The sequence below is a fragment of the Paenibacillus hexagrammi genome (genome assembly GCF_021513275.1).
Lineage (GTDB): Bacteria > Bacillota > Bacilli > Paenibacillales > NBRC-103111 > Paenibacillus_E > Paenibacillus_E hexagrammi.
The window spans coordinates 1,567,003-1,581,382 of the sequence record NZ_CP090978.1; the positions used below are offsets into that span (position 1 = coordinate 1,567,003).

The 14,380-nt window shown below is 46.8% G+C and carries 9 protein-coding genes and 3 pseudogenes; all 12 read left to right on the top strand.

Annotated elements, in window-relative coordinates; genetic code table 11:
• Positions 1–280: 280 nt before the first annotated feature.
• Positions 281–955 (top strand): annotated as a pseudogene (locus L0M14_RS32205) (RICIN domain-containing protein); the annotation flags it as partial.
• A 78-nt stretch (positions 956–1,033) separates the two neighbouring features.
• Positions 1,034–2,020, top strand: a pseudogene (locus tag L0M14_RS32210) (glycoside hydrolase family 64 protein); the annotation flags it as partial.
• A gap of 164 nt (positions 2,021–2,184) precedes the next feature.
• On the top strand, positions 2,185–3,729 hold the full coding sequence (locus L0M14_RS06760) for a response regulator transcription factor (RefSeq protein WP_235121423.1): 1,545 nt from the start codon (positions 2,185–2,187) through the stop codon (positions 3,727–3,729).
• A gap of 20 nt (positions 3,730–3,749) precedes the next feature.
• On the top strand, positions 3,750–5,273 hold the full coding sequence (locus tag L0M14_RS06765) for a cache domain-containing sensor histidine kinase (RefSeq protein ID WP_311198843.1): 1,524 nt from the start codon (positions 3,750–3,752) through the stop codon (positions 5,271–5,273).
• The gene (locus tag L0M14_RS31440; RefSeq protein ID WP_311198844.1) at positions 5,270–5,539 is read left to right on the top strand and encodes a sensor histidine kinase; all 270 of its coding nucleotides are present in this window, start codon (positions 5,270–5,272) and stop codon (positions 5,537–5,539) included. The genes L0M14_RS06765 and L0M14_RS31440 overlap by 4 nt, the downstream gene beginning before the upstream one ends.
• A 165-nt stretch (positions 5,540–5,704) precedes the next feature.
• Entirely contained in the window at positions 5,705–7,027 is a 1,323-nt protein-coding gene (locus tag L0M14_RS06770; protein WP_235121424.1) for an ABC transporter substrate-binding protein, read from the top strand.
• Between the two features lie 114 nt (positions 7,028–7,141).
• Entirely contained in the window at positions 7,142–8,017 is an 876-nt protein-coding gene (locus tag L0M14_RS06775; RefSeq protein ID WP_235121425.1) for a carbohydrate ABC transporter permease, read from the top strand.
• A complete protein-coding gene (locus L0M14_RS06780) occupies positions 8,017–8,841 on the top strand; it encodes a carbohydrate ABC transporter permease (RefSeq protein WP_235121426.1) in 825 nt (274 codons plus the stop codon). The genes L0M14_RS06775 and L0M14_RS06780 overlap by 1 nt, the downstream gene beginning before the upstream one ends.
• Positions 8,842–8,859: 18 nt before the next feature.
• Positions 8,860–11,915: pseudogene (locus L0M14_RS06785) on the top strand (glycoside hydrolase family 2 TIM barrel-domain containing protein).
• A gap of 234 nt (positions 11,916–12,149) precedes the next feature.
• A complete protein-coding gene (locus L0M14_RS30930; protein WP_260115447.1) occupies positions 12,150–12,278 on the top strand; it encodes a hypothetical protein in 129 nt (42 codons plus the stop codon).
• 285 nt (positions 12,279–12,563) lie between these two features.
• Positions 12,564–13,064, top strand: a complete 501-nt coding sequence (locus tag L0M14_RS06790; RefSeq protein ID WP_235121427.1) for a TRAP transporter small permease — start codon at positions 12,564–12,566, stop codon at positions 13,062–13,064.
• 1 nt (position 13,065) lies between these two features.
• The gene (locus tag L0M14_RS06795; RefSeq protein ID WP_235121428.1) at positions 13,066–14,361 is read left to right on the top strand and encodes a TRAP transporter large permease; all 1,296 of its coding nucleotides are present in this window, start codon (positions 13,066–13,068) and stop codon (positions 14,359–14,361) included.
• The last annotated feature ends 19 nt before the right edge of the window (positions 14,362–14,380 follow it).

The window sequence follows — 14,380 nt, forward strand, 5'->3', positions numbered from 1 at the left end:
GAATCGAAAATAATTTCCATTGATGAGGGAATGTTTCGAAACATTTTGGGAATTGTAAGCGGCAACATAGGGTAGTTATTCAAAGTCGTTACCTTGTACGAAAGTATGCAGATTACGAAGGGAGGTGATGGTCTTCGCATATCTCTGTTCAGTTGTTCAGCAGTTAACCATGATTTTCTGAATGACAGTCTTAGCTCATAGGAGGGAAGATATGATGATGAGAAGATGGTTCATGATCTGTATGCTTGTAGCACTTTGCTGCGGTTCCATATTCACAAGCATGTCCAGTGCGGCGGCGGACTACAACAGCGGTGTCGAGACTTCGGGCACGACGGCAACGATTTGGTTTCATTCAAGCGTCAATACGACCTGGGTTGATGTGCATTATACGGTCAATTCAGGTTCCCAACAGAATGTGGCGATGACCTACAATAACAGTTTGGGCAGATATGAACAGAAGGTCACTTCCGTTGCTAACGGTAATGTCATCACCTACTGGTTTACTTATAATAACGGGACCCCAGCGTATGACACGCCTTCAACGTCCTACACGGTAGGAAGCGGGGGAGGTGCAGGTGGCATTGTCTCGGGAACAACTTACAAGCTTATTAATGTCAACAGCGGCAAAGCTCTGGATGTTAGCAGCTCCAGCACAGCCGACGGTACCAATGTGCAAATTTGGACAGATAACGGGTCAGGCGCACAAACCTGGAAGCCGGTCAGCAACGGTGACGGCACCTACAAGCTGATGAATCCAAATAGCGGTAAAGCGCTCGATGTATACGCAGCAGGTACAGCAAATGGCTCGAATGTTCAAATCTATACGGACAATGGCACCAGTGCTCAGAAGTGGCAGATCGTTAGTAATGGTGACGGCTCCTACAAGCTGATCAACTCAGGCAGCGGCAAGGCTTTGGATGTGAGCGGTTCCGGCACAGCCGACGGCACGAACGTGCAGATCTGGACGGATAACGGGGCAGGTGCTCAGAAATGGAAATTTGTGGCGGCGGGCTCATCTGGCGGTGGAGGAGGCAGTACAGGCTCGATAGGCTCTATTCCGGCATCGTCCATTCCAGCTCCTACAGGCAGCGGTGTTATGAGTGTGAAGGTGATGAACGGTACCAACGGTGCGTACCCTGATAACCAAGTGTACTGGGGAATATTGGGCGTTAATCCGGCGAACGGCAAATGGAGCTATCTGGACCTCAGCGGCAACTTGCTGCCGATCTCCAATGCCTTGAATGATGCTTCCGGTCATTTGACCAAAAACGGTGTCAATTATGCGAATATTTATCATAAAGTCAGCGATGCTTCATGGGCAAGTCTGCCTCGTATCGATTCTGGCAGAATGTTCGTTTGCGTAGGCTCGCCTTGTTATATCAAAACCTATGACACAGGATTTGCAGGACCGGATATCAACAACTCATCGGATCCGAATATCAATGTATATTTTGATTTTATCGAGTTTACGGTGAATGCTTCCGGTTATCACGGCAATACGACAAGGGTTGACGGCTTTGGCTTCCCCTTGCAGCACCGACTAATGAATGCTTCCGGCAGCTATGACAAGACAGTCGGGGAGCTTGAATCGGAGACAAGAGACGGTTTGTTTACCAAGTATAACAATGAAGTGCCGTCCCCATTCAAATCCTTGGCGACTGTGCAAGCTCCGTACCGGATCATCGCTCCGATCCGCGGATCCTTTGCAGCCGGGGGCGCGAATGCCAATTATTTTGCCGGCTATTCCTCTTATTCTACGCAGGACATCCTCCGCTGTGACGGAGCCCTGACGGACGCTTCGGCATGTGCAGCGATTAACCGTCACGTGTATACGGACAGCAATTGGAATAATGTCGGAAGCTACTACCAAGCGGCACCGGCGAACTACTATGCTAAGTTCTGGCATACGCACAGCATCAATGGGCTGGCTTACGGCTTCGCCTATGATGATGTCAACGGTCAGGCCGCCTATCTGGAAGTCGGTGATCCGAAAGGTCTTATTATTCGGGTCGGCTGGTGATAAGCTAGCAGGAACCGGTATGCACGATATGCTACAACCAAGCTCTGGACGATTGTGCCGGGGCTTGGTTTATTTATGTTTTATGCTCAGGATTGCTTTTAGGACAAACCTCCATGTACAATTTGAGGACTATATCTGTACGTAGCTAGGAAAGGACGCCTCTGATGGAAGCTTATTGCAAAGTACTCATTGTCGAAGATGAAATGCTGGTTCGCCAAGGGATCAGGTTTCTCCTGGATTGGGAGAAAGAAGGTTTCCGCATCGTTGGAGAAGCTTCCAATGGTAAGGAAGCCTTGGAGCTGGTGGAGCAGCATCAACCGAATATCATTTTGACTGATATTGTTATGCCGATTATGGATGGGGAAGAGCTGGTACGGATTGTCAAGGGCTTGCATCCGGAGATCGAAATTATTGTCCTTAGCAGCTTTGGGGAATTCGACTATGTCCGGTCCACCTTTCAAAGCGGAGTCGCCGATTATATGCTCAAACCCAAATTGGATGCGGCTTCTCTCTTAGCTGTGCTGAAGAAGACGAGAGAGCGTTTACCTATAGAGCATCATCGTGAATGGCCTGACGATCGGCAGCATTCCTTGGACTATATACTGGACAGGCTGATCTCCGGATATTCGATCGATTATGAAGCTGCCCCATTCCAGTCAGAGCTGCCTTATTCGGCTTATATGCTGCTAGTGGTCGAATCGGATGACGCATCCGCAGCAGCCAAAAGAAATGAAGACTGGATGGAGGCCTTGCTGAAGGCAGAGGTTCAACGCTCGAACAAGCCCATCGCCATCCGCAGACTCGCGACTCTAGACGGACATATCCGATTCTTGCTGAATATGGATGCATCAAACTGCGATGAAGTGGTACTGCTCGCTAAGGAATTGCTTGAATCAGCAGTGAATACAAGCCAGTCTTTATGTGCTGCCATAAGCAGAAGATTTGATAGAATCGGGCAGCTTCACGAAGCGTATTCCGGTGACATATTGAACATGCTGAATCACCGTTTCTTTTTGCCGGACCGTCGCTTATTACTGGCCGATCATGTAAGCGAGCCGCAGACGGCTAGTGCCACCTTTGATCTGGAGGCATATAGCAATGAGCTGAACCGTCAGGATTTTCACCCCGCGCTCCATCGTTTGGATAGCTATGTGCGATCTATGCCGGGCAGACTAGACAAGGACATGTTCGAGTTCAAGTCCTTCCTGGGCCATAGCATGTTCAATATGATTGTGGCGCTGCTTCACTTTCATTATGAGGCGAATGCGCTTGATCAAAGCAAGTACGAGTATTTACGCTCGATTCACGAAGCGAAGCATATCGGAGAAGTCATGCCGCTTTTGGAATCGTTTATGAACGAGGTCATGAGTTGTGTCGATCGAAGCAAGACAGGCACTTCAGGCATTCAGAAAATTTTGCACTATATCGATGAGCACATTTCGGAGCCGTTAACTTTGACAGAAGTGGCGAAGCAGTTTCATTTTAATCCGTCCTATTTGTCCAATTATTTTGCGGTTCATAACAGAGAAGGCTTTAATGAATATGTGAACCGAGTACGCATAGAGAAGGCGTGCAAGCTTTTGAAAGGCAGCATGGAGCTCAGTATCTCTGAAATCAGCAGTCTCGTCGGGTATTCGGACCATAGCTACTTTACAAAAGTATTCCGCAAGCAAATGGGCATTTCGCCGAGTCACTACCGCAAAATATAAGAGGAAGGGATTGCCTGCCAATGGGAGCATGGACAAGAAGGTTTACTGAGCAAAGTCTGTTTAACAAGATGTTTATGGTCACTGTGCTGAGCATTCTATCCGTCACCGTACTCACCACCTGGGTCACTGTACAGATGTCGCAAAAGCTATTCGTGCAGACGTTCAGCATCACCAACTCCAAAATTATAGAGCAAATCAAAAACGGACTGGAATCCTTCCATTACGCCAATGTCAATATCGCGATCAATGTTGCGCAAAGCGGCGCGATCAAAAGCTTTCTTACCGAGCCGGATGCGGACTCGCTGTCTAATTACAAATCTTATTACAGCATGGTCGATCAGATGAAACGAATTCAATCCGGCAACGGAACCAAGAATATCGGCATAGCTGTGCTTGGCGCTAATAATAGGAGCTACATCAGTGATCGTACTTATTGGTACAGTCCCATGGAGGAGCTTCTGCACAGCTCGTTTACGCAAAATGCTTGGAAGCAGCCGGGCAAAATTGGATACAGTTTGATCGGTGAGGACATGGGGGATACCACGGAGCCGCGGATTCTTGCAGCGAAAGCGCTCAACGCACCAGGAGAAAAAGAGATCTACGGGACCTTGTACATGATGATCAAAGAAAGTGACTTCAGGAATGTATACGCCAGCTTTACCAGTGCCGGTAACGATGTGATGATTGTGGATACAACCGGTACCATTGTGTCCAGCAACCGAAGTGAGCTGATTGGTACGAAGTCTGTCCCGCTGCTGGAGAGCGCCGAACATATCACACAGCAAGGCTTGGCTAACCAAGAGTTGAAGATGTTCGGTAAGGATGTAATCGCCCTCGCCGATTATCTTCCCATGTTCGATTTTTATATTGTCAATGTCATCGATAAGGAATCCACGCTGGGCCACATGCTGAATAGAAAGGCTATATTTCTTATTGTGGCAGCCATTGCTGCAACCGCTTTGCTGTTGGTGTATATCTTTACTCGAAGAGTTACAAAATCCATGCGTACACTTGTAAAGAAAATGTCCAATGTGACGAAGAAAAATTTTCATAATTATATGGCAGTCGGCGGGTCCTATGAAACTAGGGAGCTGAGTAATGCTTTCAACTATATGCTCGATGAATTGAACGACTATTTGAAACGATTGGTTGAAACCCAGAACGAACAGCGGAGGGCGGAGCTAGCCGCACTGCAGCAGCAGATTAATCCGCATTTTCTCTACAATACGTTGGCATCTGTTAATATATTGGTTCAGCGGGGAAGTAAGGAGAAGGCGACGGAAACGATCCATGCACTGATTTCGCTGCTGCAGAACACCATTAGCAATGTGAAAGAAACCATTTCAGTAAAAGAAGAACTCGTAAATTTGAAGCACTATGTGTTCATTAACCAGATCCGTTATGGCGATGGCATTAAGGTAGATTATTTTGTGCCGCCGGACTGCATGGCTGCTCAAGTACCTAAGCTGATTCTGCAGCCGTTTATGGAGAATGCTTTTTTCATGCTTTCAACCAAAAGAATAGCGGCTATATCTATGTCATGATTACCAAAGAAATGGATGTGCTTCGCTGTGAAATCATCGATAATGGCGACGGCATGGATCTGGATGGGGAAAGCGAGAAGATCCCGAATGTGACAAGCAAAAGGCAGATGTTTACGGGCATCGGTATCCGAAATGTTCATGACCGCCTCGTGCTGCTGTACGGTGAGGGGTATGGGGTCAATATCTCCAGTTCAATCGGTCAAGGAACCAAAGTGACTCTGACTTTGCCATGGGCAACGCAATCACAAGATGAAAGCGCTAGCTAAATAAATTGCCAAATCTAAAAGGATTACCAAACTTTCTTAGATGATAGCGGATACAAGAGATAAGAATAGTACCAAATTCAATAAATTGATTCCTAACGAATGGAAATCCCCAAATGATATGCTTTAGAAGTAAGCACTTACAATAATTTGTACAGGGGGAGCAACATGAAGAAAAAAATTTCAGCAGTATTACTTGCGAGCTTAATTCTAGCAACGGGCTGTTCCAGCAAGGCGCCTGACACAACGGCTAGTCCTACAACCGCTACCGGAGGAGACAAAACGGAGACCAAAGCGGAGACGAAAGAAGTGACTGTATGGGCATGGGACAAAAACTTTAACATCGCTGCGATGAAGCTTGCGCAGGAGGCGTATGCCAAGGACCATCCTGATGTAAAGATTAACATTGTGGAGTACGCACAAGACGATATTATTCAGAAGCTGAACACAGGCCTTAACTCCGGCACGACTACCGGTCTGCCGAATGTGGTGCTGATCGAAGATTACCGAGCACAAAGTTTCCTGAAAGCGTACCCGGATTCTTTCCAGGATCTGTCTTCCAGCATCAAGGCATCTGACTTTGCTGATTATAAGATCGGACCAACGAGCCTGAACGGCAAGCAGTACGGAGTTCCGTTCGATTCCGGTGTTGCGGGATTATATGTGCGCACCGATTATTTGGAGCAGGCTGGCTATAAAGTCGATGATATGAAAAATATAGATTGGCAGAAGTTTATCGAGATCGGTAAAGCCGTCAAAGCAAAAACCGGCAAAGATATGCTGACACAGGATCCTAACGACTTGGGATTAATCCGTATGATGATTCAATCTGCCGGATCCTGGTATCTGAAAAGCGATGGCGCGACACCGGATCTCAAGGACAACGCTGCATTGAAAGATGCTTTCCAAACCTATAAAGAATTGATGAATGCCAATATCGTGAAGATTACGTCCGATTGGAATGCCTTCGTAGCTGGATTTAACAGCGGTGATGTTGCTACGGTTCCGACCGGTAACTGGATTACTCCTTCCGTGAAGGCAAAAGCTGATCAAGCAGGCAAATGGGCCGTTGTTCCATTCCCTAAATTGAAAAACACTTCGAGCTCCGTCAATGCATCTAACCTTGGAGGAAGCTCCTGGTATGTACTGAATAACCCTGGAAAGGAAGCCGCAGCAGATTTCCTGGCTAAGACGTTAGGCTCTGACGTTAATTTATATCAGAAGCTTGTTACCGATATCGGTGTCATTGGCACATTGAAAGCAGCGGCATCAGGCGATGCTTATTCGAAAGCGGATGATTATTTCGGCGGCCAAAAAGTGATTTCCGATTTCGCTAACTGGACGACACAAATCCCTAAAGTCAACTACGGCATGCATACGTATGCAATTGAAGATATTCTGAAGGTTGAAATGCAGAATTACCTCAAAGGTACAGAGCTTGATAAGGTGCTTAACGACGCACAATCTCAAGCTGAAGCTCAAGTTAAGTAATTTATCAAGCAGCCTATAGAGCCTCCTTAACGCTGACCTCCGTATTGCCGAGCTTTGCAAAGCGGAGGGCAGCGTTTCCATTTGTACTCCTGATAGAGGAAGGATTTGGACGAAATGAACTTCACGATGCATAGCCGTGCCAAACTTACAGGTTGGCTGTTTGTCAGTTTAGCTGTTATTTTGATTTGCGTGTTTTACTTTTATCCGATGATTCAAGCGCTGCTGCTCTCCTTCAAGACTGGTGCCGGTGCTAATCTACATTTTAATGGAATCAGCAATTACAAACGCCTTTTTAGCGATAAAACGTTACTCACAGCGGTGCAAAATACATTTCTATATCTCATTGTTCAGGTTCCCATTATGATTATTCTGGCGATGATTATTTCCGTACTGCTGAATGACAGCAAACTGAGGTTTAAAAGCTTTTTTCGAACTGCTATTTTTTTGCCGTGCGTGACATCGCTGGTTGCGTATTCGGTGGTATTCAAGTATTTGTTCGGCAACGATGGATTAGTAAACATGCTGCTGACAAAACTACATTTGATCGCTCAGCCCATTCAATGGATCTCAGATCCGTTCTGGGCAAAAATTACGATTATTATCGCCATAACATGGCGCTGGACCGGTTATAATATGATCTTTTTCCTGTCTTCTCTGCAGAATATCGATTATTCTATTTATGAAGCCGCCAGGATTGACGGTGCTTCAGCGGTGAAGCAATTTATCTCGATTACGGTACCTATGCTAAAGCCTATCGTGCTATTCACTTCTATTACATCTACGATCGGTACCCTTCAATTGTTTGATGAGGTGATGAATATCACGAAGGGGGGGCCAGGCAACGCAACCCTTTCGATTTCGCAATATATTTATAATCTTTCTTTCAAGTACACACCTGATTTCGGATACGCGGCAACGGTCTCCTACTCCGTAGTAGCCATGATTGTGGTGCTGTCCGTTCTTCAAATCAAATTGGCAGGTGATAAGTAATGGAGAAGCTGAAACGGATCATCATGTATGTGTTTCTTGCCGCTGCCGCGATCGTATGTGTCTTTCCATTTTTCTGGATGATTATTAGTTCTACCAATCTTTCCGTAGAAGTCACGGCAGGGCGCATGCTGCCCGGGGCCCATTTTATGGAAAACTTCCGAAAGCTGACCGCTTCCATCAATCTCGTGCCTGCATTGTGGAATTCGTTAAAAATTTCGCTGTCTGTTACAATCTTGGCATTGGTCATTGCGTCGCTTGCCGGCTACGCCTTCGAAATATACAGGAGCAAAGCGAAAGAGGTAGTCTTCAATCTGCTGCTGTTATCAATGATGATTCCGTTCGCGGCATTGATGGTTCCGCTTTATCAAATGTTCTCAAGATTTTCCCGTACCATGCCGTTCATGGGAATAAATACGACCGTAGCGGTTGTTCTCCCTACCTTCACTACCGCGTTTCTCATTTTCTTCTTTCGTCAAAGCACGAAGATGTTTCCAAAGGAGCTGCTGGAAGCCGGTCGAATGGACGGATTAACGGAGTTGGGGTTATTCTTCCGGCTTTATATGCCAACCATGAAAACAACGTATTCCGCTGCTGCCATCATTACCTTTATGTCCAGCTGGAATAACTACTTATGGCCTTTAATCGTCCTGCAATCGCCGGAGAAGCGGACCATTCCGCTCTTGATTTCTAACCTGGGCTCCAGTTATTCTCCGGATTTTGGAGTTATTATGACTGCGATTGTCATTTCTACCCTTCCAACCGCGCTTGTATTCTTCCTTATGCAAAAGCAATTTGTTGCGGGCATGGTCGGCTCGGTTAAATAATACAGGAGGCATACGAACATGAATCATAGAGAGTCTAGCCTTGAGTGGCTTCACGATGTGCATACGTTTAGGGTAAACAGGATGGATGCCCACTCGGATCACCGCTATTATTCTTCCATGGAGGAAGCCGAAGCAGGCGGGCCTATGGATATGCGGCATAGCCTAAACGGGAGCTGGCAGTTCAGTTATGCAGTGAATCCGGCAAGCAGGATTGAAAACTTCTATCAGTTGGATTACAGCTGTTCCGCTTGGGACTCCATTCAGGTGCCCGGGCATATTCAGCTTCAAGGCTGGGGGAAGCCGCAATATGTCAATACGATGTACCCGTGGGACGGTCTGGATGCCATTCGTCCCCCGCAGCTGCCGCAGGAACATAATGCGGTCGGCAGCTATGTGAAGCATTTTGAGTTGCCTGCGAGTATGAAGAATAAACCGGTCTTTATTTCGTTCCAAGGTGTAGAATGCGCCTTCTATGTATGGCTCAACGGCGAATTTGTCGGGTATAGCGAGGACAGCTTTACGGCGTCTGAATTTGACCTTACTCCTTATGTGCGGGAAGGCGACAATAAGCTTGCTGTCGAGGTCTATCAGCGCAGTACGGGCAGTTGGCTGGAGGACCAGGATTTCTGGCGGTTGTCCGGCATTTTCCGCGAGGTGTACCTCTACACGATTCCCGAAGTTCATGTATGGGATATGCGGGTCGTTGCCGACCTTGATGAGAAGTATGAACAGGGCTTGTTAAAGGTGGATCTGAAGCTGTGGGAGGTACCGAAATATCCTGCCAAGGCGAAGCTGGAGCTGAAGGATGCAGACGGAAGAACGCTGCATTCACAGGAAGGCCAGCTCCAAGGGCGTGAATTGTCATTTGACCTACATGCAGGAAGTGTCCAGGCTTGGAGCGCAGAGCGTCCGTACCTATATAACATCTGCATCTCCATGATCGGTCAGAGCGGCGAGCTGATTGAAGCCATCGTGCAGAAGGCAGGATTTCGCAAATTTGAATTAAAGGATAAGCTCATGTGCCTCAATGGCAAGCGGATCGTCTTCAAAGGAGTCAACCGGCATGAATTTAACCATGTCAGGGGGCGGGCGATTACGGAAGCTGACATGCTCTGGGATATCCAGACGCTGAAACGAAATAATATCAATGCGGTACGGACCTCTCATTATCCGAACCAAACCCGGTGGTACGAGCTTTGTGATGAATACGGCGTGTATGTCATTGATGAAATGAATCTCGAGACACACGGCTCGTGGCAGAAAATGGGGGCTGTTGAGCCATCCTGGAACATCCCCGGCAATGACCCGGATTGGCACGATATCGTGCTTGACCGCGCACAATCCATGCTGGAGCGGGATAAGAATCATCCGTCCATTCTGATCTGGTCTTGCGGCAATGAGTCTTATGCCGGTCAAGTCATATTGGATGTCGCCCATTATTTTAGAGAAACAGATCCGGGCAGACTGGTGCATTATGAGGGCGTCTTCCATAACCGCGAGTATGATGCAACCAGCGATATGGAGAGCCGGATGTATGCCAAGCCTGCCGATATCGAGGCATATTTGAACAGCGATCCGAAGAAGCCTTATATCAGCTGCGAATATATGCACGCGATGGGAAATTCCGTAGGAGGACTGCACAAATATACGGAGCTTGAGCGGAAGTATCCAATGTATCAAGGCGGCTTTATCTGGGATTATATCGATCAAGCGATTTTGACAACGGACAGGTATGGACGTGAGTTTCTGGCATACGGGGGTGATTTCGAGGACCGTCCGACTGACTACAGCTTCTGCGGCAACGGCATCGTCTACGCAGATCGTCAGGTGACTCCTAAGATGCAGGAAGTGAAATTCTTGTATCAGAATGTGAAATTGGAGCCGACAAGAAGCCATATCAGAGTGGTCAATGAGAATCTCTTCATCAACACGGACCAGTTTGAACTTTGCTACAGTCTTTATCATGAAGGACGCGAAATCGGTTCATGGAAGACGGAAGCGTCCGTTGATGCACAAGGTGCCATGAACATTCCTATTCAACTGCCTGATATCGATTGCTCCAGCGCGCCGGGTGAGTACTGTATTCAAGCGTTCCTCAGATTAAAAAAGATGAGACCTGGGCCGAAGCGGGATATGAGATCGCGTTTGGAGAGTCGGTCTTTCTTGTTGATTCCGGCGCAAGCAAACCACAACTGAATGGTCAGCTCCAAGTCGTAGAGGGAGATGTGAATATCGGTGTGAGCGGAGAGGGCTTCGCAGCCCTGTTCTCCAAACAGGTCGGTTCCCTAGTGTCCCTTACCTATAAGGGCAAGGAAATGATTGCCGCTCCGCCTGCGCCTTTGTTTTGGAGAGCAACGACCGATAATGACAAAGGAACTTCGCTTGGTTATACGGCGGGAGTCTGGTATGCGGCAAGCTTGGCACGCAAGTGCGTCAGCGTTGAGCTGCATCAAGACCAGGATTCGGCAACCGTTTCTTATGCGTATAGGTTCAGCATCAGCTCTGAGATCAGCGTACGTATCGCCTATACCGTCTTTACAGATGGAAGCATTCGTGTCCATACGAGGTACAAAGGGGCTGAAGGACTGCCCAACCTGCCGATCGTTGCGGTATCGCTTAAAATGTCAGCAGATTATGAGCAGACAGAATGGTATGCGATGGGGCCGGAGGAGAACTATATCGACCGCTGCCATGGGGCACGGCTAGGCATCTTCCAGAGAAGCGTTCATGAATTACCGTCCCGTTACCTGGTCCCGCAGGAATCGGGCAATCGAACAGGTGTAAGAAGAGTAAGTATCACGGATAAGAGTGGGATTGGCATGCTAATTACAGCAGACCCGCAAGCTCCTGTTGAATGTAATGTGTCCCCTTACACGGCGTTCGAGCTTGAACATGCGGAGCATCATTATCAATTGCCGGAAGTTCACTACACCGTAGTAACGGTAGCAGGTAAGCAAATGGGCGTTGGCGGGGATGACAGCTGGGGAGCGCCTGTCCACGAGGAATATCAGATTCCTTCCAATCAAGATATGGAGTTTGAGTTCACGATTGCGGGAGTCGGTTCTGGTCTATGATTGGAACTCTCGATTTTAGTTGAACGGCATCAGAGGCTATGATGAATCACTCATCGTAGCCTTTTCCTCTACTATGAAAACTTATACATATGTGGATATTTCAAAGGTCAAATATGTTTTATAAACGGTAAAAATAGTGTTAGTATGCGCTTCCATAGCGTGTTAATATCTATATTGCTAAGTTAACTTGAATGTTAATGAGGTTCTTGTTACTTCATGTAAGGAGACTGTAAAATGAACACACAGAAACGGATTATCAGTTTAGAAATGGTCATTTTGCAATTAGGTATTTCACTTCATGAATTTGACGAATGGAAAAGCCGGAATTTAACTGTAAGCGATTACAGAGTGCTAGAAAGGTGAAGCTTGATCCTTGATCATTACAAGTCATGTACTTGTTCCTCCGAGCACTGCTGCACTTCTCCGAAAACCATTGTCCTCTTCATATGCATAATCATTCGTCTGCGTCAGGGAAACGTTCCTTGACGCTTTTTATTTTGCAGAATACCTAAAAAAATCACAAATAATCCTAAAATGCGGCCCATTATCAACCTGCTGATTATTCATTACAATAAAAACATATCAAGAATGTAAGCACTTCCAAAAAAGTGCCCAACAGAGAATGGTTAAGAAAGGGGGAAGGAAACGATGAAAGCTTTAAAAAGGATTGCTTTATTTATCGACAGCTTTTTTGAGAATTTTGCCCAGGTATCACTATTGGTTATGATTCTGATCGTAACGGTCCAGGTAATCACTCGAAAACTATTCAATCATGTGTTCTTCTGGTCGGAAGAAGTGACCATGGTACTGCTAATCTGGTTCTCCTTCATGGGAATTGCAGTTGGATTTCGGGAGAAGCTTCATCTGGCCATTGATTCCTTTACGGTCAAGCTGCCTCCATCTGTTAACAAGGTGATTGATAAGGTAGTGAGTGTCGGATGCATCGCGTTTGGCATCTATTTGGTCAAATACGGCTGGGATTTTACCATCCTAATGAAAGATTCCACGTTACCGGCAACCAAGCTTCCCAACAGTGTATTTTATGCAGTCATGCCTCTAACTGGAATTATGGTCTGCATCTATTCGTTCCTACAACTGCTGGGTATTCACACGAATCGTCATAAAGGAATGGAGGAAGGAGGTCACTAGCATGGACTCAACAATGATTGCAATTATTATTTTGGCTGTAAGCTTTCTTATTATGCTTGTTTTGCGGTTTCCGGTAGCGCTTTCTTTGGCGGGATCAACGATCTTAACTCTGATCTATTTGGAAGTGCCGCTAGAGGTTATCGGTCAAAGAATGATCCAAGGCGTCAATTCCTACGCGCTGTTAACCATTCCCTTCTTTATCCTTGCCGGTCAAATTATGGGTGAGGGCGGACTAGCTTTACGATTGGTCAATTTTGCTCTTCTCATTGTCGGCAGAATCAGGGGCGGACTGGCCATGGTGAACTGTGTAGCCTGCTTGTTCTTCGGTAATATCTCCGGATCAGCAGCAGCTGACGTATCCTCGATCGGCTCGATCATGATCCCTATGATGGAGAAGAAAGGGTACAGCAAGGAATTCTCCGTAGGCCTTACGACCTCCGCTGCGATTCAAGGCGTTGTCGTACCGCCAAGTCATAACTTGATTCTTTACTCGCTCGCAGCAGGCGGAACATCAATTAGCGCTTTGTTCCTTGCAGGCGTGATTCCCGGCATTATTCTCTGCGTTGCCTTGATGGTAGCAAGCTACTTTATGGCGATTAAAAAAGGCTTCACACAGACTCAAAAAGTAGATCGCAAAGATATTCCTAAAATTCTGTTCGATGGTATTCTTTCCATTATGCCTGCTTTTATTATTCTCGGCGGCATATTCTCCGGCTGGTTCACAGCTTCGGAATCAGGTGCGATCGCATGCTTATACGCTTTCATCATCACTTTCTTTTATTATAAGGAAATTCCTTTAAGCAGAATGTGGGTCATTTTCAAACGGACCCTGCGCACGGTTTCCATGGTACTGTTTTTGATAGCGGCTTCAAACGCTTTTGGCTGGGTACTCGCTTTCTTGAAGATCCCTGCACTCGTAACGGATGCTTTGCTGCAGATTTCACACAATCCAACCATCATTATGTTGATTATTACGGTATTGCTGCTTCTTCTTGGAGCACCGATGGACATGGCGCCGCTCATTCTGATCATGACGCCGATCCTGCTTCCTGTCGTTACATCGCTTGGGATGGATCCGGTTCACTTCGGCATCGTGATGATGCTTAACCTGGGAATTGGATTGCTTACGCCGCCCGTCGGAACCGTATTATTCATTGGCTGCGCGATCGGAAAAATATCGATCGGGCAAGGAGCCCGCGCTATGGCACCGTTTGCGGTTGTCCTGCTAGCAGTGCTTCTGCTGTTAACTTATGTGCCGTCACTATCCATGTGGCTGCCAAATTTAATGAAGCACTAACTTTCCTTTGTGTTTGAAA